Source organism: Paenibacillus sp. FSL H8-0457 (assembly GCF_038051935.1).
Classification (GTDB): Bacteria; Bacillota; Bacilli; order Paenibacillales; family Paenibacillaceae; genus Paenibacillus_AQ; species Paenibacillus_AQ lautus_A.
Genome location: NZ_CP150293.1, coordinates 742744 through 767761, shown reverse-complemented (window position 1 = coordinate 767761; position 25018 = coordinate 742744). Strand labels below are relative to the sequence as shown.

The following is a 25018-nucleotide window of genomic DNA, read 5'->3' as shown; positions in this document are numbered from 1 at the left end:
GCCGCAAGCATCCGAGGATTCCACGAATAACGTGCAGAGGATGTGTACAATGAACACCGGAATTCCCAAACGGTCCGCCCGGATGGACATGGGGTTTTATGCATTAAACAAGCTGGCCAGCGCCGGTATCGTCGTGCTGCTGCTGAGTCTGCTGGATTGGGCGTGGCCGTCCGGCGCGGATCAGGCCTCGGAGTGGTTAGGCCTTTACATGCCGCAAGAACACTGGGTGTACGGTTACGCGCTGACGGCCTCTCTCGCGGCCGATGCCATACTCGCGTTCCTGCCTTCGCTGCATAAGGGGAAACAGGCTGCCGTGTATGGAGCGGTCGGTTTCCTGTTCTTCGCCTTGTTCACGGGCGGTCATCCGGAGCAGCTCTGGCTCCGTGCCGCTGCCGGAACCCTGACGCTGCTTCTGTTCTTGTGGGGAAAGCATGCATTCTCCAGCAATTCGCTGGCCACCCCGTTCTTTGCCCTGGCCGTTCCCCTGCTGTGCTGGTTGATCTGATTCAAGAGCCTATAGCCTCTTTCCTATGGAAAAAGGGCCCTCTGATGAGGGCCCTTGGCTCGTTGTTTCAAAGCGCTTCGATGACATCCCCGGCGATGACCGAGGCGGGATGCCCCCGATGCCGCGCCGCCCGCTCGCCGGCACGGCCGTGCAGCCACACGCCAAGCGCGGCTGCAGACGGACCGGCATGCCCTTGCGCCAGCAGGCCGGCAATGATGCCGGTCAGCACGTCTCCGGTGCCTCCGGTCGCCATGCCGGAGGTGCCGGTCGTATTGATGTAGGTTTGTCCGTCCGGCGAAGCCACGACGGTATGCGCCCCCTTGAGCACGAGGGTAACCCCGTGCCCGGTCGCGAACCCTGCGGCGGCACCGATCCGGTCCCGCTGCAGCTCGGCAGTAGGAATGCCCAGCAGCCGGGACATCTCCCCGGGATGCGGGGTCAGCACCGTGGCCGCGGCACGCGGCTTCCAGGCGCTGAAATCGCCAGCCGCAGACAGCATATTCAGCGCGTCGGCATCCACCACCAGCGGCCCTTCCCATTCTTCCCACAGCCGGCGGAGCCACCTGGCGTCTCCTTCAAAGCGGCCAAGCCCCGGACCTACGGCCAGCACATCGCGGGACTTGGCGAGGGCCAGGACCTGCTCCGCGGAGGCCTCATTCCAGTAGCCGCCGCTCTCCTCCTCTGTCGCAGGGGCGAGCATCACTTCGGGCGCGGCTCCGCTCAGCGGCAGCACCAGACTGGCAGGGAGCGCCCAGGTTACCAGGCCGCAGCCCGCGCGGAGCGCCGCCCGGGAAGCGAGCAGGCCTGCGCCGCTCATCGTGCGGCTGCCTCCTACGGTCAGGACGTGGCCGTAGGTGCCCTTATGTCCGTCCGGCGCCCGGCGGCGCGATACGTCGGCGCCCAGCTCTGTCCGAAGGACATGCGGGGTAAGCAGATGCGTGCTGACGCCCTGCTCCCGGCACAGCGATGCCGGAATGCCGATGGAGCGGACCACCACCCGGCCCGCGGCCCCGGCGCCGGGGTACTGCACCAAGCCTCGCTTCAGGAAGGCGAGGCATACCGTCACCGCGGCCGAAATGCACGGCTCGTGCCGCGCGCCGGTATCGGCGTCCAGTCCGCTCGGAATATCGGCGGACACAATCGGCAGGCCGCTGTCGTTCGCGGCCTGGATCAGCGCGGCGTAAGCGCCGCGGGGCGCGCCCGTCGCGCCCGTCCCGAGCAGCGCGTCCACGATGCCGGTGTACGCGCCGTAGTCCACGGCGGCACGGCCGTGGACCAGAGCCGGGATGCCGAGCGCTGCCGCGGCATCCCGCTGCACCGTCGCCTCGCCGGCCAGCGCGGACGGCTCGGCGGCGTAGAGCAGCGTGACGCTTATGCCGGCGTCACGCAAATGCCGTGCGGCGACCACGCCGTCGCCGCCGTTATTGCCTTTGCCCACCAGAATGAGCCAGCGTTCCTGCGCCGCCAGCGCGGTGGGCAATCGAGCGTCTCCATCGATGACAGGCGACGGGCGGCTCATCTCGATAACCCGCTCATTTCCGGTGAAAGGGCCCTCTGACGCTGCCGAATATCCCAATAAGGAAGTCGGCCGGTCGCACCTCTCATCCTCCGGCAAGTAGGCTTGATCGCTCCCTGATGTCCGAGCGACCGCCGTGGACGGTAACTGGCTCGCGCCATTACGCTCCAGGCATAATTTCAGGACTTCCTCGGCAATCGCTTTACCCGCATTTTCCATAAGCGCGATGGCCGGAATGCCGATGCGGCGAATCGTGTAGTTATCGAGTGCCCTCATCTGTTCGGACGTCACAACATACATCCAAGCTCTCCCCTTTGCTTCGATATATCCTACCCAAACGCTCTGACGACTTCGCTTGATGCCTGTCGATTAATAAGCAACGGTAAAACGGGACTGAATGAACTGCGGATCGTCCAGCTCATCAATCACGGCTACCGCAAAATCTTCAACCGAGATCCGGCTGCTTCCACTCTCATCCGTCACCAGGCGGTCCATGCCGATCCGGAATTGTCCGGTACGTTTCCCCGGCTCGATGATAGCCGCCGGACTGATATACGTCCATTCCAAATCGCTTTCCTTATAAAGATCGTAAGCATCCGCATGCGCACGGGCAAGCGGTCTGATCTCTTCCGGAAATTCCGGGGTTTCCATAAGCGGTACCCCGCTGTCGGCGATCAGGCTGCCTGCGCCGCCAACGATCAACAGGCGGGTTACGCCGCCGCGTCTCGTTCCCTCCACAATGGTCCGCGCGGCTGCTACAAGCTCCTCTTCTTGTCCGAACTTCGGACCGAAAGCGCTGATCACGGCATCGTGTCCCTGAACAGCCTCTTCCAATGACGAAGGATCCATCACATCCGCTTTGACTTTCTGTAATCGCTCATGCTCCGCTTCAAGGCGATCCGGATTACGCAGCACCGCCGTTACCTCGTGTCCCCGGCGCAGCGCTTCTTCCGTAATGCGTTTCCCGATCGTCCCGCTTGCTCCAATCAATGCTACCTTCATGTTCATCGCTCCTTCGTTTAAAAATTATACTACATCACCCAGGATGGGGAAGGGTTCTCTTATATCTTAAGTAGTAGTATGAACACCCGGTGCCGCGTATAGCCATACTTGGCCGATCGCACCTCCTATTTACTTATCCCCTTGCAGACCTCTTCAAACTCCACTTATTCATTTTTCCTCAAAACATTAGATCTTTAGACCTATGAAACAAGATATTGTTTTCACCGATAGAATACATAAGTGCACATTTATGAAAATATATATTTGGCGTAATGACTTCTAACGCAATACTAATGGTATACGCTTGTCGAAGATTGTCCTAATGCTTATGTTTAAATCGTAATGAAAAGGAGAACATCCATCCTATGAAAAAACAATATGTCCGCTTGCTGGCTCTCTGTCTCGCTGGCGGCCTGCTGCTGCTAAGCAGTTTGTCGCTTCATCCTGATGCCGCGGAAGCGAAACCCAGCCAGAAGGCAACCTGGTTCTGGGATACCCCGCAAATCAAAGACTCCGCCGATGACATTCTGAGCTTTGCCGGCAGCCAGGGAGTGAACGTGCTCTACCTGCAGATGAACCGCGACGTCCGTCCCGAGTATTACCGCAGCTTTATCCGCCAGGCAGGAGTGCAAGGGATCGAGGTTCACGTCCTCGGCGGGGCGCCGAACTGGGCGCTGGAATCGGAACGTCACCGGCTGGAGACGTTTATTCAATGGACCGCCGAATATCAAGCGTCCGCTGCCCCGAATGAGCGCTTCACCGGCATCCATGTCGATATCGAGCCGCATGTGTTGGCCGAATGGAAAACGAACCAGTCCTCGGTCGTTAAGCAGTGGCAAGCGAGCGTCCGTTATCTGGTCGATGAAGCGCACAAGCTGAATCTGCCGATCGGCTCCGACATGACCTTCTGGCTGCATACCTACCAGCTGCCGGATCAGTCGATGTCGATCAGCCGCTGGATGATCAAGCAGTTCGACCAGATCGTCATTATGGCCTATCGCGATCAAGCGGATAACATATACAACCTCGCCGCAACCGAGCTAAAGGAAGCCGACGAACTCGGCAAGGAGGCCCTGATTGCCGTGGAGACCAAGTCCAGCAATGAGGGGGCTTACATTACCTTTTTCGAGGAAGGCACGTCCTATATGGAGGAACAGCTGAGCAAGGTATGCACCAAGGCGGAAAAGCACCCTTCCTTCTCCGGGTTCGGCATTCACGACTACAGGTACTGGAAGGAACTTTATGACTCCGATCGATAACGTTGCGATCCTTACATTATGGCATTAAAAAAAAGATGGCGTTTCAAGAGGGTGTGTCCTCTGGCGCCATCTTTTATGTTTAATGAAGGAACTTATCCTATCCTTTGGGTAAAAGGCCTGATCGCTTTCAAACCGTCAACATGAGAAGCAGTACATAACCGACCGTCATTTTCGCGCGTTGAAGCGGCGCTTTTTTTACCTGCACTTCCATCACCCCGGCCCCTCCCTCTCTTCGATGTCTTATTCATATACTATATGCGGCTCGGCCCCTTATGTTACCTCGAGGAAACATTGTTTACCAAGAGAAAAACCGATCCGTCATGTGAACAGTAGCATACGATCAAGCTTCCTGCTCTGGAAGCGAACCCGGGCAGCATGCGGCTCATTTACGATCAGCATAGTGCTCTATGACGTCCTGCAAATATTGTTCTGCTTCCATTACAAGCTGACGCTCTCCGGCGTTCCATTGATCCCGATTGTTATCGACCGCTAAAAAAGCAGCATGAATCCGTTCGTCGCCATGGGTCACACGTTGAACCATCTGTTGCCATTCTTGGGCTAAGGCCCCGGCTAAACGGGACTCGATGGGGACGTTTGAGGCCTTATAAGCTGCAGCTTGCAGCGATATTTTTCTGAACGTATTGTAAAAATCCAATACCGCCTGCTCAGAGTCAAATACTTTTTGAAACAGCCGCGCGTCTTCCTCCGAAAATTCGTATTCTTTCCAAGCCGACATATCGACCTCATTCAACGAACGCATAAGAAGGGCTAACAGCTCCCAGGGTACGTTGTACCCTTCTTTCATCATTTCCTTTGCCACATGCAATCCGTCAAGCTTGGCTTGGATGCTCTCTTTCTGTGAATAAAGGACCGATGCCTGGTAATCTAGAATGTTCTCGATATCCTGCTCCTCGGTGCCCACAATCAATTGTTCTTTGATCTTTTTTAAAGAGAAACCGATGGCTCTATAGAACATAATCTGCTCAAGTACATACAGCTGTTTATCATAATATACTCTATGCCCCAGCTCATCTCGCTCCGCTTTAAGAATCCCTTCATTATCGTAGTACTGAATGGTTCGCGGTGTTATTCCCGACAATTGGCTGATTTCTTTTACGGAATATTTTTCCCCCATGAACCCATCCCTTCCTGTCCCTTACTCGATTTTCGCTAAAAAAGCTTCTATCGTTTCCAGTAACTCTTCAGGGTATTCCCCGTTAATCGCATGCGAGGCCTCTTCAAATAAAACCATCTCGCTATTAGGGTCTTTCAAGGCATCCATCCCCGTTTGATACGACTTTTCAGCATGGTGCATCGTCGATTGTCCAGCTAAAATACCGAGCACCGGTATCGTCAGCTCAGCTAATTGTTCCGGCTGGATGGCTTCCGGCATGGGCAGCTTGCTCTTGAATGTCCGCATACCGGTTTCGATTAATTTGGCGGTCGGATCGCTGTCATCGACTTCAGCCCCGCCGGATATATAGCTGAGCATTTTCTCCCGGATCGGTTTGGGCACCATGGGCACAGTCGCCGGAATGGAGGCCAGTATCATGTTCAATGGGATGGGGCCGAACACATAGACAGGGTCCAGCAATAAGAGCGAGTGAATCTTCTCCGGATGCTTGAGCGCCAGATTCGCCGCACTCCACCCGCCGAACGACAGCCCTAATAGGTGGATCTCTGATTCCGGCAGCTGATCCAATACTTGCCCTAACCATGCTGCTTGGTCCGCAGCGGTTTCAATCCGTCTGGTTTCTGTGCTTAAACCCGGTTCTCCTATCAAATCAACGGTGTATACAGGCCGGTGTTCTAAAAAGCCGCTAAGATTGGCCTCCCACATGGGTGTAGCAGATCCCTTTCCGGGAAGCAGCAACAAAGGCGTTTTGTGCGGTGTATCGCTCCCCTGGAACTTGTAGAGCTGAACCACGCCAAAATCGGTATGAACCTTGATCGACTCAACCGGTTCTGGCAAGTGACTCATCGCCTCCTCATAAGCCGCCGCATATTCCTTCTTTCCATCCTCTGTAACAAAACCGCTTAACGACCCGTCATCTCTTAATAGAAAGCCTACTACCGTCAGTATAGCTAGTATCGCAATGAGAATGCTACCCAAGATAATCCATCCTTTTCTTCGTTTCACTTTAATCCCCTCCTAAGGCGACTATAAGCTATGACGTAACGTTATACGCAACCCCCATGCGCTCTATAGCTGCCTGTTACCGAATCGGCTTGAAATCCCTTCCTTCTTGTGCAATAGTGAAAGGTAGAATATTGAAGGAGGGATCCGCTTGTCCCTTACGGAATGGATGGTTGATATCTTTGGCTCGCTGGACGGGCTCGTGGCCGCGCTTCTTGCCACTGCGGTATTTGCGGGCCTGTACATATACAGTGCGTCCCGGCTGCTCGGTGCACGAAAGGATTCGCTCGCTCGCATTCGTCAGACCTTGACGGTCTACACCAGGCTGGCAGGGCTTCTCGGCACGCTGATCCATCGACCGACCCGGACGGCCGTCCCCGAGGATCTGCTGATCCGGCTTCTGCAGGAATGCAAATCCGCTGACCTGTTGACGCGTGAGCTCCACGAACAAATGGATATCTTTCTAAGCGATCGCGATGAATCCCGATTGGCGACGCTTCACAAGCTGCTGGAACGCGAGATCAACAGACTCATGAAGGAGCGCGACGAGCTGGTTGGACGGCTGGAGAAGCCCGGCTGGGGGATGGGCTTGTGGCTGCTCCTAAAACCTGCCGTACCTGCCCTTTCACTGGGTGCCGCACTCCTATGGACGGCGGTCCTTGCGGAGGAACTCAGGCAAACATCGGCCTGGGCAAGCCCCGAGGTTTGGTGTTTATGGCTCTCCAATATCATTGCCACGATCTCTTTCTACCGTTTATTGATGGATTCGAGAAGAAAAACGCATGGCATGATTTATAGCGTGCTGCATCTGCTGATTGTGGCTTCGGCCTTATTTAATCTGATCGGCGGCGAAGCCTCGCCTTACGTTCTGGCTACCCAATGCTTGCTCTATCTGGCGGGTTTCCGGGTAACGGCCACCCGTAAGCGGCGTGAGCGGCCCTACGCCGGCCATCCGGAGCTGATGGAGCAGTTCCTTCATCCTGCTGGGGATCACGATCCTCTAAGCGAAACAACAGGCTCAGGCGAGCCGGAGATCGGCAGCAGCCCGCTCCGGTCGCGATAAGATGCCTGCGACTTGAATACGATTGACAAACAGCCCGGCCGATTCAACGGCCGGGCTGTTTGTATTATTCATATACTCTATCTCTAATAGAAAAGAACTCCCGCATGATGACCGAAGCGCGTTCCCCTAGTCTACTTGGTCAACACCCCTGGTGTCTTTTCCATGTCGACTGGACAGGCTGCACTTCACGTTATCTGGCGGAAGTTCTTTTTAAGGTACCTGATAGCTTTTGCTTGATCATCTTGTATTCGTTCTTCGCTGTTGGCCGGATGCCCGGGACGATCCTGACGTCTTGACCGCTCCGGAGGCCGTATTCTCGAAACGCTTGCGCTCCGTTCGTTCCATCTGAACGATTTGACCCTCATGCACTACGATTTGCAGCGAACCGAATTCCATGTCGTTCAGCAGGCTTGCTATGCGCTCGAGCCACATTTCATCCACTTTTAATGGTTTAGCCATGGATACGCCTCCTCACCGGGCAAAGCCCTCATTTATTCACTCATCTTCATCAGCCGAAGACACATTCACAATCTAAACGATCATTATTCATTCTTTTCCAACCTATATAGTATGAATTAACCTTAGCATGGGTTGGAAACGACTGTCAATGGGCATTTTTTCGCGTAAACCAATTTTTAAGCAGCAGCGTAATCACGGCTAACAACAGCAATAAGGAGGCCACCGCGAACGATGCCGAAAACTGATACTCATTGTACAAAATCTCGACATGAAGGGGCAGCGTATTGGTCTCTCCGCGGATATGGCCGGATACGACGGACACGGCCCCAAACTCGCCCATGGCCCTGGCATTGCACAGAATGATGCCGTACAGCAGTCCCCATTTGATATTGGGCAGGGTGACCCGCCAGAAGATTTGCCAGCCCTTGGCGCCGAGCGTTACAGCCGCCTCCTCTTCCTTCGTCCCTTGGTCCTCCATCAGCGGAATCAGCTCCTTGGCCACAAAAGGAAACGTAACGAATAACGTAGCCAGAACGATGCCGGGCACGGCAAATATGATCTTGATATCATGGCTTTCGAGCCAAGGGCCGAACCAACCCTGACGGCCGAAAATAAGCACGAAGATGAGGCCTCCGATAACCGGCGATACCGCGAACGGTAAATCCAGCAGCGTAATCAGCAGATTTTTGCCTTTAAAGCGGAACTTCGTTATGGTCCAAGCCGCGATGACGCCGAATATCGAATTCAGCGGTACCGCAATCGCCGCCACCAGTAAGGTCAACCGCAGCGCGGACAAGGCATCGGGATCGGACAAGGCCGCGATATAAACCTCCCATCCCTTCTTTAGCGCTTCGGACAGCACCGTAACGAGCGGCAGCACAATAAGCCACAGAAGCACAAGGCCAGCCAAACTAATGAAGGTCCATTTCACCCAGGTTTTCTCCGCTGCAGCCGGAGAGGGCGATGTACCTCGTTTCCCTGCCGGGACGGCAGTGGGTACGGTTCCAGCCATATAGTTCCCCCTCCCTAGCGCGCGGTTTTCCGCGTCCAGTGTTGTAATAGATTGATTCCGAGCAGCAGCGCGAAAGAAATGAGCAGCAGAATCAAGGCAACCGCCGTAGCGCCGGCATAATCAAACTGCTCCAGCTTCGTCATGATCAACAGCGGCGCAATCTCCGTCTTCATCGGCATATTTCCCGATATGAAGACGACGGAGCCGTATTCTCCGATCCCCCGGGCAAAAGCGAGCGCAAACCCGGTCAGCAGCGGCGGAATCAGAGTCGGCAGAATGATGGTGCGGAACGTGCGCCACCGGCCTGCCCCTAGCGTGGCTGCCGCCTCTTCCGTGTCCCGCTCCGCGTCCTCCAGCACCGGCTGTACCGTCCGCACGACGAACGGTATGCCGATGAACATTAGGGCCAGCGTGATGCCCAAGGAAGAGAACGCCGCCTTAATGCCAAGCGGCTCCAGCAGCGATCCGATCCAGCCATTCGCGGAATAGATCGCGGTTAATGCCACCCCCGCCACGGCCGTTGGCAGGGCGAAGGGCAGGTCGATCAGGGCATCCCACCATTTTTTGCCCGGAAAATCATACCGCACCAGCACCCAGGCCAGCAGCAGCCCCAGTATCGTATCCGCCAATGCGGCCAGCGCCGCCGTCGTCAGACTAACCCGGTAGGATGCCAGAACCCTCGGATCGGTTGCAACCGACCAGAACTTCTCCCAGGTCAATCCGGTTTGATTAAGAAGCAGCGCCGACAGCGGCACGAGCACAACTAAACTCATATAAAGGACAGTCAGTCCCATGCCGACTCCAAAACCCGGGAGCACCCTGCGATGATTTCTGCCTTGCTTCCGTACGGGGAGTACCGTCATATCCACTCATCCTTTCCTGCCTTCGGCGGTTATGCCGATCAGCTGCCTGGCACGTAAATCTGATTAAAGATGCCGCCGTCATTAAAATGCTTGGTTTGCGTCTCTTCCCATGTTCCAAACACGTCCTTGAGCGTAAACAATTCAATGGCCGGGAATTTCTCCTTGTATTTGTCGGCTACGCTGGCAAGCGTCGGACGGTAGTAGTTCTCCGCCGCAATCGTCTGCCCCTCTTCGCTGTACAGGTATTCCAGATAGGCTTCGGCCACCTCCCGGGTGCCGCGCTTGTCAACGTTCTTATCCACGACGGCAACCGGCGGTTCTGCCAAAATGCTGACGGACGGGTTCACGATTTCGAATTTATCCGGTCCCAGCTCGTTAATCGAGAGATAGGCTTCATTCTCCCAAGCCAGCAGCACGTCCCCGATTCCGCGTTCCACAAAGGTGGTTGTCGCTCCCCGTGCGCCGCTGTCCAGCACCGGCACATGGGTGAACAGCTCTTTCACGAATTCCTGTGCTTTCGCTTCGTCGTTGTTGTTAACCTTGAGTGCATAACCCCATGCCGCCAGATAGTTCCACCGTGCACCGCCGGAGGTCTGCGGGTTCGGCGTGATGACCTCCACGCCCTCCTTAATCAGATCCGGCCAATCCTGGATGCCTTTCGGGTTTCCTTTGCGGACGAGGAAAACGATGGTCGAGGTGTAAGGCGCGCTGTTATGCTCAAACTTGCTCTCCCAGCCTTCATTGATCAATCCGGCTTGACGGATCGCATCGATATCGTATCCGAGGGCCAGTGTCACCACATCCGCCTCCAAACCGTCGATAACCGAACGGCTTTGCTTGCCCGAACCTCCGTGCGATTGCTTAAACGTCACCTTCTGGCCTTGTTCCTTCTCCCAATGCGCCGCGAATGCCTTGTTGTACTGATCGTATAACTCCCGGGTCGGATCGTAAGAAACATTAAGCAGTTCCACACTCGGCTTGCTTGAACCCGAAGCAGGCGTTGCTTCGCCGGCGGTTGCGGCCGTTTCTGTTTTCTGTGAGCCGCAAGCCGTAAGCGCCGCCGTCAGCATGACTGTTAATCCGATGAGAACCCCTTGCTTCAACACCTTTTTCATATGGATCACTCCCCCTATTCTTCTCTACTAAACAGGCCCCATGGCAAAAAAAGACGGAGGAAGGCTCATCGGAACAGAGTCAAGCCGGTTTGCAACCGTGCCTGCCCTTGTTCTTCGAGCGTTCCTCCGTCGATACGGTGAGAACAATATATTATAATTCCTACCTGTTTAGTATGTTATGTTGCTATTGTAATAAGTCCCCCTTCTGCTGTCAAACCTTTTTTTCAAAAAATTTCAAGTTTAGGACCATTCGGACCATAGAACCATTTTTGGTACAACAAACGCAGTCACGGCGCGGTTTTCCATTTACTGATGGTTGTATGAACCCGTTTCCAACCTTATAATTCTACCCCAAAGGAGTTGATCACGATAAGAAAGCCAATACGGAAAATCATAACCGCTTTTTTCCTTAGTGTTCTTCTGATCCTGCCGACATTCGCCCAAACGACGGAGGCCGCTCCGACGTTAAAGCCCGGCAGTGAAAACGGGGATGTCTGGGACCTTCAATATCGCCTGAAAACGCTGGACTTCTACACGCAGCCGCTGGATGGCAAATATGGCGCAAACACGAAAGCAGCCGTTAGCCGTTTTCAAAAAGAATACGGCGTGCCAGCCGATGGAATTACCGGTGCGCAAACCTGGAGACAGCTGAAAAAATATACGTTGAATCAATCCGAAATGGACGTCATGGCCAAAGTCATTTACAGCGAAGCCCGCGGTGAGCCGTACAAAGGGCAGGTTGCGGTCGGGGCCGTTGTCATGAACCGCATTCAATCCAGCGAATTTCCGAATGACATTCGGGGCGTCGTCTTTCAAAAAGGGGCTTTTACGGCCGTGGATGACGGACAATACTGGCTGACGCCGAACCGTTCCGCCTATCTTGCCGCATTGGATGCCGTTCGCGGCTGGGATCCGACTTACGAATCCCTGTATTATTTCAATCCTAAAACCGCGACCAGCGACTGGATCTGGTCCAGGCCGCAAGTGCTGCAGATCGGCAATCATATTTTTGCTCATTAAGGATTCATTCAGTTAATCTTTCATTAGCTGAAACAAACGAAGACAGAATTTTCGACGCCTTGTTCCTTGTCCGTCGCTGCGGGCAAGGAGAGACGCATAAAAGAAGCAGCTTGATTCCCTTCCCGGGTCTTCAAGCTGCTTCTTCTTTCATATAAGTTAACGTTTGTTTGCTTTTGCCTTCTCCACGGGACAAATGCACACCGGGCGCGTGACTTCCAACGTATAGCCCGTAGAGACCAGATTCCCCGTATCCGGGTCGATCCGGAAGCTTGCGATCAATCCGTTATCCTGATTCGCCGTAAGCAGGAAGCCATCCGGCAGTATATTGAAGTGGCGCGGCGTTTTGCCGCCGGAAGACACCCAGTTGACGGCACGGAGCGTACCGGCTTCCTGGTCGATTACATATTGGACGATGCTGTCATGTCCCCGATTTGAGGCATACAGGTAACGGCCGCAAGGAGATACCAGCAGATGGGCCGATGTATTGCTATCCATCACGACGTCCTCCGGCAAGGTCGAGATATGCTGCAATATTTTCAGATCCCCGAACGTTGCGTCGTTCGCGTATGCCGTTACCGTGCTGTTCAGCTCGTTTGTGCCGTATACCCACTTGCCAGACGGATGAAAAGCCACATGCCTCGGGCCGGAGCCTGGCGGCAGGCTGATCTCGCGGTGGGTCACCAGCTTTCCGTCTTCCAGCCGGTACACAATCACGTCATCCATCCCCAGGTCACTGACCAGGATATACTTGTTGACCGGGTCTTGGAATATCGAATGGGGATGCGCCTCCGATTGTCGGTCATCGCGAAGGCCGCGTCCGCTGTGCTTGATCTTGGAGGCCAGCTCGCCGACCCGTCCGTCCTGCTCCAATGCCAGCACCGAAATCTGTCCATCGCCGTACCCTGTCGTAAGCAGATGCTTCCCGTCCGTTGTGCGGGATACATGACACGCGCCGGACGAGCCGGTAGACTGAACATTCAGCAGCGTCAATTCGCCGGTGACCAGATTGGCCGAATAAGCCGACACATCGCTTTCGCCCTTCTCGCTCGCTGCATACAATACGGAAATCGAGTCATCGAAATCCAGATAGGTCGGGTTCTCGATGCCTGCCGTACCGCCTAACAGGCGCAGCTCCCCGGTAGCCCGATCCATCGCCCCCCAATGAATGCGATTCTCTTCTTCCGAACCATAGGTTCCTATGTAAAATATCAGTTCCTGTCCTGCTGTCATGTGATCCACTCCTTTGTCTGATGAATGATCCGGTGGCCCGGCCTGATTCTTACTATGTATTACCCATCGGAGCCCCATGCCTACCGCCTTTTTTCAAGTCGTTCCGGCAAGCCGTCACCGCGCTGTCTCTACCAATTACTGCACGCAAAGAAATGTATTGCTACCATTGGTTTTATCATGTACGATTACCACAATTACCTCTCTATTCTATCATTCGTTGAAGGAGATGACAGCACATTGAAGAAAAAAATCAGCCTACTGGCTATCGCTTTCTTGTTCTTGTTCGCAAGCGCGGCCCAAGCCGCTCCGGCAAAGGATCAAGGGAAAATCCGGGTCTATCTCGATAACCAGGAAATTCAATTTGCGGCGGCGCCGATCATGAAGAACGGAGTCACTTTCGTTCAATTCCGCCCTTTGTTCCAAGCCCTGGATTATAAGGTCCATTGGAACGGCGCGAACAAGCAGGTGACGGGTACATATCTCGATCAGAAGCTGCAGATGACGATCGGGCAGAAGACCGCCTATGTCAATGGCGCAAAAACCACGCTGCAGATCGCTCCTTTCACTCAAGGCGGCAATACGCTGGTTCCCCTTCGTTTTGTGGCTGAGGCCACTGGACTCCCGGTAAAGTGGGATTCCAAGGCGCGTACCGTCAAGATTGACCGCGAGGGTGCGACCGCCAAAGCCGAAGACGAGGTGAAGAAGCTTTACCATATCATTGAAGAGGCTGGAAGCGCCAAGAAACTGGACGAAGTTATGAGCGTATTCCACCCCGAATCTCCCGTTCTTGCGGAGGTTAAGCAAAACTATCAGGATCAATTCAAGAACGATAAACATGTATCCGCGGACGTATGGGATGTAGCGGTAGCCGGAACGTCGATCCACGCCTACACCAGTGTGAGCCTAGACCGCATCGGCGGGCCGTTTGCATGGGATGTTACGCTCCATTACGAGAATCTCCTGAAGAAGGATGCGTCGGGCGCATGGAAAATCTATGATTTGAACCTGTACGAGACAGAATATTTCCTCGGAGACAAACTGCTTGAAGCTCGTCCCGTAGTGCCGGAAGCGGAGCTGAAAGCCATCCTGGAGTCTATCGACATTCAGTACAAGGGCTTCAATGAGGAGAATGGCCCGCTGCTCATGTCCGTCATTCACCCGGACTCGGTCTTCCACGAGATGTTCCAAACCAGCATTGAGGAAGGCATCTTCGATGAGGTGAATTTCAACCTCAAATCGGAGGAGCTCCGGACGGTCTTCTTCCAAGGTGAAGACGCCGTCGTTTATGCCGAAGAAAGCGATGATGCGGACGGCGAAACGATTTATTCGACGTCGCTCTACTGGCTCAAGAAAACCGAAGGCAAATGGCTGATCTATGACGTGCTGGAGCTTGAATAGATTGCGGATATCATGAAAGCTTACGAAATAACCGTGAATTCCCGGCAAGGGAAATTCGCGGTTTCTTTTTTTGCATCTTCTTTAATTAAATCCTCCTCCGTCTAGGTCTACTTCGCCCCAGGTGACATATATCATAATAGTAATCCATAAAGGAGGGGTTTTATGGGGATTAAATTAATCAAAATCGCTGCTGTTTACTTTGTGCTCGGGGTGCTGCTCGGCATGTACATGTCGATCACCCACAGCTACGATTACGCCTCGGTTCACGCACACGTCAATCTTCTGGGCTGGGCGTCCCTGGCTCTTGCAGGCGTTATTTATGTTCTGTTCCCGGCTGCCGGGGAGTCCACTGCCGGCAAAGTGCATTTCTGGCTGCACAATATCGGTCTTCCCGTCATGATGATCGGTCTTGCCCTGCTGATGAGCGGCATCGAATCGGTAGAGCCGGTCATTGCCGTGGGAGGCGTTCTGGTAACGCTGGGCGTTCTCGCTTTCCTCTATAATGTGTTCACCCATGTGAAGAGCTCGCAGAGTAGAAGGAAACGCTGACTTTTTTCCTTAAAGAATCGCCTATTGAGGACGATTCTTTTTCATGTTTCAAACTGCTCCTTAAGGGAAGATGGGTCACAGTTACCGACTATTGGGTAAAAGTAGATACCTTTCTCTTTGAAGGAGGCAACATAGACATGGAAACGAACTCGGCAATTCAAGTCCAATTCCACTGCCGCCAGTGTCAAACGGAAATCGGGGTTACGTTCACATCCGAACAGTTCACCACGGTTCACTGCCCGCAGTGCGATTACAGCTATTCACTCATGCGACCGACCATCGGGGAAGAGATATTGCTTGATTGGGAGAAAGAAGCCGTATTCCAAAAAGTCCGCGCAGACCAAACCGAGCATGACAAAATGGAGCTGATGCTCCTCGTCATTAAGGTCGTCGAGCTGCTGACCTGGCGGGATGAAGGCAACGGCCATATCCGTGCCATCGAAACGCTTCGCCAATGGCTGATCCTCAACGGCGTGCCCAAAGCTCTGATCGAGCTGCTGGATGCTAAAGGACCGGCAGGAAGCTCCCCTACCGAGCGCAGGGAATAGCGGCATCGACCCATGATCCAGGATTTATATAAAAGAGAAAAAGGAACCGTCCTCCGGCCTTCATGGTCGGGGACGGTTCCTTTTTCGTGTCCTAAATTTCGGACCATCCTATTTTTCATGTAACGGAACTTACTGCTTAATCCATTCGTAGTAACTCTTAAGAGAGGGGCTGATCAAATGTTCGATTTCATTTCTGTGCTGCTCATGGGTCTGGCACTCATCGGGATCGGCCTATATGCCATCCGCAACCCGTACTCTTGGTGGTTCAGAAGAACGAGAGATGACACGGAACCCAGCGATCTGAGAATATGGTACTTAAAACTTATGGGTACAGTAACCTTGGCGTTCGGCGCATTGGTCATTCTGATGAGCTTTCAGCATCTCTAATCTCATCGAATCGGTACCTCGAATGCATGCTCCATAACGCCAGGGTAGCTGCTTAACGTAAACGTGAGCGGCTGCGGGTAATCCCCGGGTTTAAGGTGGATATACTGCGTGATGAGGCTTATTCCGGTATCCGTAGAAGATCGGGACGAGGAACTGAGTCCCCCTGCGTCCTCGTTGATCGTATGCTTGTTCCCTTCCCCGTCCACGAACTCCGGCTCAATCGATACGCTGCCCATATGCCGGTCAGCCCGCTCCTCGTATTCCACTGTCAGCGTATGTCCCGTGTATGCTCCGAACCGAAGATCGCCGTCCGGTGCACGGAGAATCTCCTTCTTATCCGTATCGATCACCAGTTTCATCTCGGAGGGGTCCACCGCTTGGAATCCGCTCGCTTTCAGCGTGATCGAATCCGGATTCTCCAATATATTGCTGTCGAAGAAGTACGTCATGTCCCCTCCTCCCGCACCAGGCAAAAATGCGGAATCGCTGTTCAATCGGATCTGCTCGCCGTTAACCACAGTTTCCAAATACACGTCCCATAAACCGGATACCTTCATCGTATTGGTCGAAGGGATGTTCGCTTTCAAGACGATGCCGGCAGGGGATAACACGGCTTCCTTCAAATAGAACCTTTGACTCTCAATCTGCAGCATTTTGTTGAGCGGAATCGTGCGGGTAAACTTTTGGACGGTCTCCATATCAACGGATACGTCGATATCGAGAACCTGCTCGCCCTCTGCCGAGGATTGATGCACCGTATTCGTTGAATAGGGGGCGATGCTAAAAGATAACGTCATTTCTTCGGGCACGGATTGGTTCTCGCCCATATGAATGTCCGATCGGGAACGGAATGTTTGGCCGGGCTTAATCTGGGTTCCACCCGACGACCCGATGCTGTATGGCAGCGACTGGCTGGAGCCCTTACGTTTCATCTCGACCCGCTTTAGGTCCGCGTGATACTCCGCATCGTTTTGGATCGTATAAAACACCTCCATCTGCTGGGAGCCGACAAGTATCCCGTTCAGCGTTACCGTATAATCCCCCCGGGTCACCGATTGATTCACCGGCTGGATCATGCCGTGTTGGTTAGCCGTATTCAGCGTAATATCTTCTCCGAGATCAAACCCGGTCAATGGCGGGTACGGCCCTTGCGCCGCCATTTGCTCCTTCGGCTCCACGATGCCTCCATCTCCGCCCCATACCACGAACAGCAGTGCGGCAGCTACGGTGGCGATCACGGCAGAAAAGGCAGCCATCCGCTTCCGGCTCCGCTGCATGCGCCGTCCTCTCCGCATTCCGCTTCGAACGGCCGCATCCAATGCTTCATCGGACACAACCGCCGTGTAGATCCCCGCATCCCTATTCATCTCGTTCAGCATCCGCTCTTCCTTCTCAAACATGGAATACGGCACCTCCTGGCTCGATTTTTTGCCGAAGCAGCTTTAATCCTTGATGCAGCCGGGTTTTGACCGTTCCCTCCGGTACATCGAGAATATGCGCGATATCGCTGATCGTCATGTCCTGGTAATATTTCAAGATCAGCACATGGCGATATTTGGGCTTCATGCGGCTCAGCGCGCGCTCCAGATCCAGCTTGCTGTCGCTGACCATCTCCGCAGCCGTCTCCCGGCTGCGCACTTCTTCTACGGGAAGCATGCGCTTTTTCCGTTTCTGTTCATCCACGCAGCAGTTAATCAATATCCGAATGAGCCAAGGGACGAACGCCTCCGGATGCTTCAGCTTCCGGCATTTCATCCACGCCCGGCATACCGTCTCCTGCAATGCCTCCAAAGCGTCGCTCTCGTTATGCAGATAACTGTACGCAATTCCATATAGGCGCCTCCGATGCTCCGTGACGAGTGCATAGAACGCTTCCTCGTCTCCCCTGCATGCCGCAGCCGCCAGCTCTTTAGTTTCCAACATCCGATATACCTTCCCCTCGTTCGACCTGCCTCGCTGTTTACTTCACTCTATATAAAGACTGCGAAGCCAATCAAACGGTTTTTTTATTTTTATGCACAAAAAAAGCCCGCCCGGGCAAGGCAGACTTGTATGTCAGTCCCAATTAACTTCGTCTTCTGCGTCCTTTAAAGAAATAATGGTATCCCAGATAACCGATGCCGCATAACAGCAGCATCAGAGCGGAGATCCAGATGACAGGAAGCAGATATGGCGTGTGCTGGCTGGCTACGTATAACAGAACTGCGGAGAAGGCATACATCACCATCAGAAGTACGATGCGTTTGAACATATCCATATCGTCCGCTCCTCACCCTTATCTAAACAACCTACATTTTTTTCCGTATATCTATCTTTATGGTAACGCAAACCGACGAAAATTGCACTCAAAATTTGGTAAATATATAAAAATTTTAGTGGTTCAAAGGCTCTATTCATGAAAATGTTAAAATCAGGCTTGCTAAAACTAATATCATTAGTTATTATACTAATAACATTAGTTTTAGGCGAAAGGGGTACGGCTTTATGTTAAGAACGACGATTGAACAGGTGACTCAAATTTCTTTTCTTCCTCGCCTTTTTCCGATCAATGTTTACCTTGTAGAAGAAAGCGACGGGTTTTCCCTCATCGATGCGGGGATGTCATTTTCCCAAAAGGGAATCCTGCAGGCTGCGGCCGATATCGGAAAACCCATTAAACGGATCGTGTTGACCCATGCCCACGGCGACCATGTCGGTGCGCTCGACGGGTTAAAGAAGGAGCTTCCGAATGCCTCGGTCTGCATCTCGAGGCGCGATGCGCTGCTGTTGAAAGGAAATGCCGAGCTCCAGCCCGGAGAGCCGCAAACGCCGATACGCGGGGATATCCCGAAGAACATTACCACCGTTCCGGACGTTCTTCTGGAGGACGGGGACTCCATTGGTTCCCTCAAGGTCATCGCGACTCCAGGCCACACGCCGGGGCATATGGCGTTTCTCGATGAGCGCAGCGGCATCCTGATCGCCGGCGATGCTTGGCAGACGCGTGGCGGATTGGCCGTATCGGGCGTCATGAAACCATGGTTTCCGTTCCCTGCCATGGCCACCTGGAGCAAGGAGCAGGCCTTGGAAAGCGCCGGAATGCTTACCGCGCTCAAGCCCGCCGTTCTGGCTGTCGGCCATGGACGGATGCTGAGAAATCCGGCGGGTGCCATGCAGCAGGCCGTTGCGGAAGCCGAATCAACGTTGAGGAGGAATGCACGATGAGTCCAAGACCAGGCATCGATCGGCTTCAACTGCTTCAAACCGCTGCCGAATTAGCGGATCGGGAGGGACTTCACGCGGTGACCCTGGCTGCGCTTGCAGCCAAGCTGGGCGTTCGCTCCCCTTCCCTGTATAACCACGTAGACGGGCTTTCCGGTCTGCATGCCGCCCTGATGCGGCATGGCCTCCAGACGCTCCATGACCAACTGCTGAAGGCTGCCGCCGGCCGGTCGGGCGAAGATGCCCTGCGCCTTGTATGCCTTACTTATGTCGACTTTGCTCGAACACACCCCGGATTGTACGAAGCCGCCTTGCAGCCGGTCCGTCCCGAAGAGCAGGAAACGCAGCAAGTAGGGAATCAGATTGTCGAGCTGCTGCTTCAAATCCTGGCCCCTTACCAGCTCAGCGAGGCGGAAGCGTTGCATGCCGTACGGACCCTTCGCAGCCTATGCCACGGCTTCTCTTCCCTGGAACGCGCAGGCCAATTCGCCATGGATCTGAGTGTTGACGACAGCCTGGATTTCATGATCCGGAGTTTCGTCACCGGGCTCCATCTACAAGACGGACGGCGCTAGAAGGGCCGTACCTCCTGCGCCTGCCTGATTTTGCCTGGCATCAGAATGTGCTATAATCATAAGGCAGCACATTGTGATGTCATTTTATTTATGGAAAGAGGTCTGAATTGTGGTTAATTTCGATTCCCCAATTCTTCAGATAGGCTCTACGATCGCGATGCTGGTTATGGCGTTGGCCGTTATTTTCATTCGAATGAAAGCGAGCAACCGTCCCGTAACCGTCAAGAAGATTATCATCCCTCCCGTAGCGATGAGCACCGGATTCCTGATGTTCGTTGAGCCGCAGGTACGCATCCCCTTATGGTGGGCGGGAATCGCCTTTTTGGTAGGCTGGTTCATCTTCTCGTACCCACTGATCCGCAGCACCAAATTCGAGAAGGTCGACGGCCAGATCTTCATGCAGAGATCGAAAAGCTTCGTGTATATTCTGCTTGGCCTGCTGGCCGTCAGGCTCCTGCTCCATGGATATATTGAACAGCATATTTCCATTCCGCAGACCGCGGCGCTGTTTTTCATGCTCGCTTACGGCATGATTGTCCATTGGCGCATTTCGATGTACCGCCAGTATCAGCAGTTCATGACGCCGGAGGCGGCGATATAGCGGACATGTTCCAACGTAAACCAGTCATGAAACTTAGTTAAGCGCAAAAAGAAGAGTGCCGATGATCACGCCATCCGGGAGGCAATTGCCCTTCCGGCCGCAAAGCTCCCTCAGAGGAGACTTGCGAAGTCGTGAAATCGACACTCTTTTATTTTTTGTATGTCAAAGGATCAGCTTTGTTCTTCGCTTACCTTCACCAGCTGTTTCCCGAGATTTTCTCCGGAGAACAGCCCCAGAAACGCCTCAATCGTCTTGTCGAAGCCGTCGGCGATATTCTCGGTGTACTGAATCTTGCCATCCCTTAGCCATTCGGCCAGCTCCTGCAGTGCCTCATTGTACCTGCTGGCGTAATCGCCGACCAGAAAGCCCTTCATCAGTGCCGTATTGGTCAGCAGCAGGCTCTGGATTCTTGGGCCCGTATCCGGCTTCTCCAGGTTATAGAGCGCGATTTGGCCGCAAATCGGGATCCGCGCATTTTTGTTGATCAGGCGCAGAACCGCATCCGACACCTCGCCGCCGACATTGTCAAAATAGACGTCAACCCCGCCCGGACAAGCTTCCGCCAAAGCCGAAGCCACATCTTCGGTCCGGTAATTGATCGCAACGTCAAAGCCGAGCTTCCCGGTCAGGTATCCGGTCTTTTCGTCAGAACCGGCAATACCGACCACCCGGGCTCCCTTGATCTTGGCAATCTGCCCGACAATCATGCCAACGGCGCCAGCGGCGCCCGATACAACCACTGTCTCCCCTTCCTTCGGCTGACCGATATCCAGGAGTCCGAAATAAGCCGTCAAACCGGTCATCCCCAACACGCCCAGCGCGGTCGAGACGGGTGCCAGATCCGGGTTGACCTTGCGCAGCGTCCCGGTGCGTACGGCGGCAAAGCGCTGCCAGCCCCAGGTGCCTGCAACAAAATCGCCCTCCCGATAGGTCGGATCCGTCGATTCCATGACCTGCCCTACTGCGCCTCCGGCGATAACCTGCCCTACCTCATATGGCTTGGCATAACTCTTGGCATCGCTCATTCTGCCCCTCATATACGGGTCTACCGATAAATACACGGTCCGTACAAGGACTTCTCCGGCTTGAGGTACGGGCAAAGGCTGCTCCTCAAACGTAAAATCCGACTCCTCCGGCATGCCTTGCGGCCGCTTGGCTAGTAAAATTCGTTCATTCACGGACATCTGAGTACCCTCCTTTTAGTAAAGCCGTCATCTTATCTTTACCCATTTTGTCCGTTTACCAATTTCCTAGCCTTTGCCGCGCCCGTCCTTCATCCCCTACCTGCTCTTTACGAGCAAATTAACGGCATCCTGCACAAGCTTCTCCGTATCCTCGCCGTTCGCTTCGGCCTTGCGCACGCAGTCCACCAGATTGGAGCTTACGACAACGCCAATGGTCCGGTCGATTGCCGTACGCGAAGCGGATAATTGCGTGATGACCTCCCTGCAGTCCTTGTTTTCCTCCATCATCTTCAAAATGCCGCGAAGCTGTCCTTCAATCCGCTTGATCCGGTTTTTCATCTGATCGTCGTATTGCATATATGTTGTCCTCCTCATTGCGTATCTGCTTGTCAGGCTTGCCCTTATCCCTTTATTATACAACAAACGCCGGCTCTTTCCTCTTGACTGCCCCTCCCGGCAAGATCTCGCTGAGAACCTGGTCGTTCCGGCTTCGATGCAGCATGGAGATCTGCCGCTTGTACTTAGGGCTTGAATACGCTCAGAGCGCGTGGTATATTTTTAATCAGCTAATGAATTCATAAGCAACCCGATTCAAACCTCATAATTTAAAGGCAATGTTATCTTACAAAGGTACAACCTCGGCTATTCATAGTCCTGGCTGTGCCTTTTTTTTATTTTACTATTTAAGGAGGAATTATCGATGTTTCTGGAAGCCATCTATCACCGCCCGCGCAAAAACTGGTCTTACGCTTATAACGGCACGACCATCCATCTCAGAATCCGCACCAAAAAGGACGATCTTACCGAAGTGTATGCCCTTGCAGGCGACAAGTACCTGTGGGATCAAACGATGGAATACATTCCGATGACCAAGCTGTCCTCGGATGAAATGTTCGACTATTGGGAGTGTGAGGCAACTCCTCCATACCGCCGCTTGAAATACGGCTTCCTGCTGCAGCAGGGCGACGAGAAGCGCTGGATGACCGAATATGATTTCCTGACGGAGCCGCCGGCCAATCCGGACCGCCTGTTCGAATACCCGTTCATCAATCCGGATGACGTTTTTCATCCGCCGGCATGGGTCAAAGACGCGATTTTCTATCAAATTTTCCCGGAACGCTTCGCGAACGGGGACACGAGCAATGACCCGGAAGGCGCCTTGCCTTGGGGCAGCGCCGAACCGACGCCGAAGAACTTCTTTGGCGGTGACCTGCAAGGGGTTATCGACCATCTCGACCATTTAAGCGAGCTCGGCGTCAATGCGATTTATTTCACGCCGCTGTTCACGGCAACGACAAACCATAAATACGATACCGAAGACTATATGGAAATCGATCCGCAGTTCGGCGACAAGGACACGCTGAAGAAACTCGTTGATCTGTGCCACGCGCGCGGAATCCGCGTTCTGCTGGATGCGGTCTTCAATCATTCCGGCAGAACGTTTGCCCCGTTCGTCGACGTGCAGAAGAACGGTTTGAACTCCAAATACAAGGATTGGTTCTACGTCCGCTCCTTGCCGCTGGAAGTGGTGGACGGCATTCCGACTTACGATACGTTTGCGTTCGAGCCGCTGATGCCGAAGCTGAATACGGAGAATCCGGAAGTCCGGGCTTATCTGCTCAAGGCGGCGGAGTACTGGATCAAGGAAACGGGCATCGACGGCTGGCGCCTGGATGTAGCCAACGAGGTGGGACACAGCTTCTGGCGCGAATTCCGCCAAGTCGTAAAAAAAGCCAACCCGGATGCTTACATCCTTGGCGAAGTGTGGCATGAATCCTCCATCTGGCTGGAAGGCGACCAGTTCGACGCCGTCATGAACTACCCGTTCACGAATGCCGTACTGGATTTCTTCATCAACCGTACCGCCGATGCCGAGAAGTTCTCCTTCATGCTCGGCAAGCAGCTTGCCGGCTATCCAAGACAGGCCAGCGAAGTGATGTTCAACCTGCTGGACAGCCATGACACCGCAAGACTGTTAACGCAGGCGAACGGCGACAAACGCCTGATGAAGCTGGCCGCCATGTTCCAGTTCACGTACTTCGGCACGCCTTGCATCTATTACGGCGACGAAATCGGCATGGACGGCGGGCACGATCCGGGCTGCCGCAAATGCATGGAGTGGGACGAGTCGAAACACGACAAAGACCTCTTCCATTTCTACCAAACGCTCATTAAGCTCCGCAAAGAGCATTCCGCTCTCCGCACGGGAACCTTCAAATTTTTGAAGGCCGAGAAGAACGGGGGCAAAATCGCTTACCTGCGCGAGGACGACAATGAAACGATCCTCATTGCCGTCAACAACGACAAGGCGGGCAACACGATGACCCTCCCTGTGCTGGACCGCCAGTGGACGAACCTGTGGAACGGCGAAGGCCTCAGCGCGAAGCAAGGCCAGCTGACCGTGAAGCTGCCTGCTTACGGCTTTGCGATCTTGAAAGCCGGGCAATAAACACGAAACTCCCTTTGAATGCCATCGAGCCCGAGTATGCGGGCCGGCAGTCGAAGGGAGTCTTTTTTATCCGAGCAAAAACTGATCCGCCAAAGTAAACAGCAGAATCGTCAGACTAATCACCTGATTCAGATTGTAGGAGGCAAGCTGCATCCGTCTGCGGCTGGAAGGCTTGATCATGCGATGCTCCACGGCCAGCAGCAGCACCGAGATGGCAATTCCCGTCAAGTAGAGCCAGTCCAAACCTTGGATAAAGTAAAGGGAAAGCAGCAGCATGACCATAATCCCGTGCAGCATTCTGGAAATGAGCAGTCCGCCTTCGAATCCAAACGCGCGGGGAATGCTCCATAAGCCGGTGCTGCGATCGAATTCGATATCCTGCGTGGCGTAGATGATATCAAATCCCGCAATCCACAGCATCACGACCGTGCCGATGATAAACGGAATGAAGGCCAACTCCCCCGTTACGGCAAACCATGCCCCGATCGGAGCCGAAGCGATCGTAAAGCCCAGGTACAGATGGCACAGCCAGGTGAAGCGCTTGGTGTACGAGTACGTGCAGATCAGCACAATCGCTGCCGGTGATAGCCCCAAGCAGAGCGGATTCAGCATGCCTGCCGCGAGAATAAAGACGGCAAAGTTAACGACCACAAATACGTACACCTCGCGAGGCAGCAGAAGCTTTCTTGGCATATGGCGGTCCGCCGTTCTCGGGTTGGCCGCGTCGAACTTCAAATCGACGACGCGATTGAAGGCATTGGCCCCGTTGCGGGCGGCCACCAGCGCAATCAACGACCACAGCATGACATGCCATGACGGCACGCCGCCGGCGGCCCAGACCATGGATATGATCGCAAAGGGCAGCGAGAACAGCGTGTGGGAGAACATCACCAGTTCTCCGAACATTTTGGTCTTATGAACGACTTTATACATCATCTGCATCCG

Annotated in this window: 27 protein-coding genes; 12 read left to right on the top strand and 15 right to left on the bottom strand. The window is 54.1% G+C overall.

Annotated features, from left to right (window positions below):
- The first annotated feature begins 49 nt into the window (after positions 1-49).
- Complete coding sequence (locus tag MHI43_RS03370; protein ID WP_036664614.1) at positions 50-505, top strand: hypothetical protein; 456 nt, start codon at positions 50-52, stop codon at positions 503-505.
- Between the two features lie 67 nt (positions 506-572).
- Here MHI43_RS03370 and MHI43_RS03365 read toward each other — a convergent pair whose 3' ends face one another.
- Together MHI43_RS03365 and MHI43_RS03360 are read right to left on the bottom strand one after the other, a co-directional pair.
- On the bottom strand, positions 573-2321 hold the full coding sequence (locus tag MHI43_RS03365) for a bifunctional ADP-dependent NAD(P)H-hydrate dehydratase/NAD(P)H-hydrate epimerase (protein ID WP_036664616.1): 1749 nt from the start codon (positions 2319-2321) through the stop codon (positions 573-575).
- A gap of 69 nt (positions 2322-2390) precedes the next feature.
- Positions 2391-3023 (bottom strand): NAD(P)-dependent oxidoreductase, encoded by a 633-nt coding sequence (locus tag MHI43_RS03360; RefSeq protein WP_012818839.1) that lies wholly within the window; start codon positions 3021-3023, stop codon positions 2391-2393.
- 365 nt (positions 3024-3388) lie between these two features.
- Between MHI43_RS03360 and MHI43_RS03355 the strand changes: the two genes are divergently transcribed.
- Positions 3389-4282, top strand: coding sequence for a hypothetical protein (locus MHI43_RS03355; RefSeq protein ID WP_012818838.1), 894 nt, complete (start codon positions 3389-3391; stop codon positions 4280-4282).
- 382 nt (positions 4283-4664) lie between these two features.
- Here the strand turns inward: MHI43_RS03355 and MHI43_RS03350 are convergent, their stop codons facing one another.
- A complete protein-coding gene (locus MHI43_RS03350; RefSeq protein ID WP_036664619.1) occupies positions 4665-5417 on the bottom strand; it encodes a MerR family transcriptional regulator in 753 nt (250 codons plus the stop codon).
- Between the two features lie 21 nt (positions 5418-5438).
- Positions 5439-6422 (bottom strand): alpha/beta hydrolase, encoded by a 984-nt coding sequence (locus MHI43_RS03345; RefSeq protein WP_036664622.1) that lies wholly within the window; start codon positions 6420-6422, stop codon positions 5439-5441.
- Between the two features lie 148 nt (positions 6423-6570).
- Here MHI43_RS03345 and MHI43_RS03340 point away from each other — a divergent pair, with 148 nt between their 5' ends.
- A complete protein-coding gene (locus MHI43_RS03340; protein ID WP_036664625.1) occupies positions 6571-7482 on the top strand; it encodes a hypothetical protein in 912 nt (303 codons plus the stop codon).
- 237 nt (positions 7483-7719) lie between these two features.
- Here the strand turns inward: MHI43_RS03340 and MHI43_RS03335 are convergent, their stop codons facing one another.
- The 4 genes from MHI43_RS03335 to MHI43_RS03320 form a co-directional block, all read right to left on the bottom strand.
- Entirely contained in the window at positions 7720-7941 is a 222-nt protein-coding gene (locus MHI43_RS03335; protein WP_009595967.1) for a YezD family protein, read from the bottom strand.
- 145 nt (positions 7942-8086) lie between these two features.
- On the bottom strand, positions 8087-8953 hold the full coding sequence (gene cysW / locus MHI43_RS03330; RefSeq protein WP_036664627.1) for a sulfate ABC transporter permease subunit CysW: 867 nt from the start codon (positions 8951-8953) through the stop codon (positions 8087-8089).
- Positions 8954-8967: 14 nt separating this feature from the next.
- Positions 8968-9816 (bottom strand): sulfate ABC transporter permease subunit CysT, encoded by an 849-nt coding sequence (gene cysT / locus MHI43_RS03325; protein WP_012818833.1) that lies wholly within the window; start codon positions 9814-9816, stop codon positions 8968-8970.
- Between the two features lie 38 nt (positions 9817-9854).
- Positions 9855-10931: a sulfate ABC transporter substrate-binding protein gene (locus MHI43_RS03320; protein ID WP_036664629.1), complete on the bottom strand. Its 1077-nt coding sequence runs from the start codon at positions 10929-10931 to the stop codon at positions 9855-9857.
- Positions 10932-11291: 360 nt separating this feature from the next.
- Here MHI43_RS03320 and sleB point away from each other — a divergent pair, with 360 nt between their 5' ends.
- Positions 11292-11951: a spore cortex-lytic enzyme gene (gene sleB, locus MHI43_RS03315; protein WP_081746344.1), complete on the top strand. Its 660-nt coding sequence runs from the start codon at positions 11292-11294 to the stop codon at positions 11949-11951.
- A 156-nt stretch (positions 11952-12107) separates the two neighbouring features.
- On the opposite strand, the gene MHI43_RS03310 is transcribed toward sleB, so the two are convergent.
- On the bottom strand, positions 12108-13181 hold the full coding sequence (locus tag MHI43_RS03310) for a lactonase family protein (RefSeq protein ID WP_012818830.1): 1074 nt from the start codon (positions 13179-13181) through the stop codon (positions 12108-12110).
- A 237-nt stretch (positions 13182-13418) separates the two neighbouring features.
- Between MHI43_RS03310 and MHI43_RS03305 the strand changes: the two genes are divergently transcribed.
- From MHI43_RS03305 to MHI43_RS03290, 4 genes are all read left to right on the top strand, one after another.
- Positions 13419-14579 carry a copper amine oxidase N-terminal domain-containing protein gene (locus tag MHI43_RS03305; protein ID WP_012818829.1) on the top strand — a complete coding sequence of 387 codons (1161 nt, stop codon included), beginning with the start codon at positions 13419-13421 and terminating at the stop codon, positions 14577-14579.
- Between the two features lie 162 nt (positions 14580-14741).
- On the top strand, positions 14742-15128 hold the full coding sequence (locus tag MHI43_RS03300; RefSeq protein WP_012818828.1) for a hypothetical protein: 387 nt from the start codon (positions 14742-14744) through the stop codon (positions 15126-15128).
- A 137-nt stretch (positions 15129-15265) separates the two neighbouring features.
- The gene (locus tag MHI43_RS03295) at positions 15266-15676 is read left to right on the top strand and encodes a hypothetical protein (RefSeq protein WP_012818827.1); all 411 of its coding nucleotides are present in this window, start codon (positions 15266-15268) and stop codon (positions 15674-15676) included.
- Between the two features lie 177 nt (positions 15677-15853).
- Positions 15854-16063, top strand: a complete 210-nt coding sequence (locus MHI43_RS03290) for a hypothetical protein (protein ID WP_036664631.1) — start codon at positions 15854-15856, stop codon at positions 16061-16063.
- A gap of 2 nt (positions 16064-16065) precedes the next feature.
- On the opposite strand, the gene MHI43_RS03285 is transcribed toward MHI43_RS03290, so the two are convergent.
- From MHI43_RS03285 to MHI43_RS03275, 3 genes are all read right to left on the bottom strand, one after another.
- A complete protein-coding gene (locus tag MHI43_RS03285; RefSeq protein ID WP_036664632.1) occupies positions 16066-17463 on the bottom strand; it encodes a DUF4179 domain-containing protein in 1398 nt (465 codons plus the stop codon).
- Positions 17456-17986, bottom strand: a complete 531-nt coding sequence (locus tag MHI43_RS03280) for a sigma-70 family RNA polymerase sigma factor (protein WP_012818824.1) — start codon at positions 17984-17986, stop codon at positions 17456-17458. The genes MHI43_RS03285 and MHI43_RS03280 overlap by 8 nt, the downstream gene beginning before the upstream one ends.
- 142 nt (positions 17987-18128) lie before the next feature.
- Complete coding sequence (locus tag MHI43_RS03275; protein WP_009595964.1) at positions 18129-18320, bottom strand: hypothetical protein; 192 nt, start codon at positions 18318-18320, stop codon at positions 18129-18131.
- A 227-nt stretch (positions 18321-18547) separates the two neighbouring features.
- Between MHI43_RS03275 and MHI43_RS03270 the strand changes: the two genes are divergently transcribed.
- The 3 genes from MHI43_RS03270 to MHI43_RS03260 all read left to right on the top strand — a co-directional run bounded on the left by MHI43_RS03270 (position 18548) and on the right by MHI43_RS03260 (position 20440).
- Positions 18548-19267, top strand: coding sequence for an MBL fold metallo-hydrolase (locus tag MHI43_RS03270; protein WP_036664633.1), 720 nt, complete (start codon positions 18548-18550; stop codon positions 19265-19267).
- On the top strand, positions 19264-19839 hold the full coding sequence (locus MHI43_RS03265; protein ID WP_036664634.1) for a TetR/AcrR family transcriptional regulator: 576 nt from the start codon (positions 19264-19266) through the stop codon (positions 19837-19839). The genes MHI43_RS03270 and MHI43_RS03265 overlap by 4 nt, the downstream gene beginning before the upstream one ends.
- Positions 19840-19948: 109 nt before the next feature.
- Positions 19949-20440, top strand: coding sequence for a cytochrome c biogenesis protein CcdC (locus tag MHI43_RS03260; protein ID WP_009595968.1), 492 nt, complete (start codon positions 19949-19951; stop codon positions 20438-20440).
- Between the two features lie 170 nt (positions 20441-20610).
- Here the strand turns inward: MHI43_RS03260 and MHI43_RS03255 are convergent, their stop codons facing one another.
- On the bottom strand, positions 20611-21624 hold the full coding sequence (locus MHI43_RS03255) for an NADP-dependent oxidoreductase (protein WP_012818821.1): 1014 nt from the start codon (positions 21622-21624) through the stop codon (positions 20611-20613).
- 96 nt (positions 21625-21720) lie between these two features.
- Entirely contained in the window at positions 21721-21981 is a 261-nt protein-coding gene (locus MHI43_RS03250) for a metal-sensitive transcriptional regulator (protein WP_012818820.1), read from the bottom strand.
- 343 nt (positions 21982-22324) lie between these two features.
- Between MHI43_RS03250 and MHI43_RS03245 the strand changes: the two genes are divergently transcribed.
- Positions 22325-24073 carry an alpha-glycosidase gene (locus MHI43_RS03245; RefSeq protein ID WP_012818819.1) on the top strand — a complete coding sequence of 583 codons (1749 nt, stop codon included), beginning with the start codon at positions 22325-22327 and terminating at the stop codon, positions 24071-24073.
- Between the two features lie 66 nt (positions 24074-24139).
- Here MHI43_RS03245 and MHI43_RS03240 read toward each other — a convergent pair whose 3' ends face one another.
- On the bottom strand, positions 24140-25015 hold the full coding sequence (locus MHI43_RS03240) for a UbiA-like polyprenyltransferase (RefSeq protein ID WP_036664635.1): 876 nt from the start codon (positions 25013-25015) through the stop codon (positions 24140-24142).
- Positions 25016-25018 lie beyond the last annotated feature (3 nt).

Coding starts and splice junctions, on each gene's coding strand:
- MHI43_RS03370 (WP_036664614.1), top strand. CDS start 50: ATGAACACCGGAATTCCCAAACGGTCCGCCCGGATGGACATGGGGTTT.
- MHI43_RS03365 (WP_036664616.1), bottom strand. CDS start 2,321: ATGTATGTTGTGACGTCCGAACAGATGAGGGCACTCGATAACTACACG.
- MHI43_RS03360 (WP_012818839.1), bottom strand. CDS start 3,023: ATGAAGGTAGCATTGATTGGAGCAAGCGGGACGATCGGGAAACGCATT.
- MHI43_RS03355 (WP_012818838.1), top strand. CDS start 3,389: ATGAAAAAACAATATGTCCGCTTGCTGGCTCTCTGTCTCGCTGGCGGC.
- MHI43_RS03350 (WP_036664619.1), bottom strand. CDS start 5,417: ATGGGGGAAAAATATTCCGTAAAAGAAATCAGCCAATTGTCGGGAATA.
- MHI43_RS03335 (WP_009595967.1), bottom strand. CDS start 7,941: ATGGCTAAACCATTAAAAGTGGATGAAATGTGGCTCGAGCGCATAGCA.
- cysW (WP_036664627.1), bottom strand. CDS start 8,953: ATGGCTGGAACCGTACCCACTGCCGTCCCGGCAGGGAAACGAGGTACA.
- cysT (WP_012818833.1), bottom strand. CDS start 9,816: ATGACGGTACTCCCCGTACGGAAGCAAGGCAGAAATCATCGCAGGGTG.
- MHI43_RS03320 (WP_036664629.1), bottom strand. CDS start 10,931: ATGAAAAAGGTGTTGAAGCAAGGGGTTCTCATCGGATTAACAGTCATG.
- MHI43_RS03310 (WP_012818830.1), bottom strand. CDS start 13,181: ATGACAGCAGGACAGGAACTGATATTTTACATAGGAACCTATGGTTCG.
- MHI43_RS03300 (WP_012818828.1), top strand. CDS start 14,742: ATGGGGATTAAATTAATCAAAATCGCTGCTGTTTACTTTGTGCTCGGG.
- MHI43_RS03295 (WP_012818827.1), top strand. CDS start 15,266: ATGGAAACGAACTCGGCAATTCAAGTCCAATTCCACTGCCGCCAGTGT.
- MHI43_RS03290 (WP_036664631.1), top strand. CDS start 15,854: ATGTTCGATTTCATTTCTGTGCTGCTCATGGGTCTGGCACTCATCGGG.
- MHI43_RS03285 (WP_036664632.1), bottom strand. CDS start 17,463: ATGTTTGAGAAGGAAGAGCGGATGCTGAACGAGATGAATAGGGATGCG.
- MHI43_RS03280 (WP_012818824.1), bottom strand. CDS start 17,986: ATGTTGGAAACTAAAGAGCTGGCGGCTGCGGCATGCAGGGGAGACGAG.
- MHI43_RS03275 (WP_009595964.1), bottom strand. CDS start 18,320: ATGGATATGTTCAAACGCATCGTACTTCTGATGGTGATGTATGCCTTC.
- MHI43_RS03270 (WP_036664633.1), top strand. CDS start 18,548: ATGTTAAGAACGACGATTGAACAGGTGACTCAAATTTCTTTTCTTCCT.
- MHI43_RS03265 (WP_036664634.1), top strand. CDS start 19,264: ATGAGTCCAAGACCAGGCATCGATCGGCTTCAACTGCTTCAAACCGCT.
- MHI43_RS03255 (WP_012818821.1), bottom strand. CDS start 21,624: ATGTCCGTGAATGAACGAATTTTACTAGCCAAGCGGCCGCAAGGCATG.
- MHI43_RS03250 (WP_012818820.1), bottom strand. CDS start 21,981: ATGCAATACGACGATCAGATGAAAAACCGGATCAAGCGGATTGAAGGA.
- MHI43_RS03245 (WP_012818819.1), top strand. CDS start 22,325: ATGTTTCTGGAAGCCATCTATCACCGCCCGCGCAAAAACTGGTCTTAC.
- MHI43_RS03240 (WP_036664635.1), bottom strand. CDS start 25,015: ATGCAGATGATGTATAAAGTCGTTCATAAGACCAAAATGTTCGGAGAA.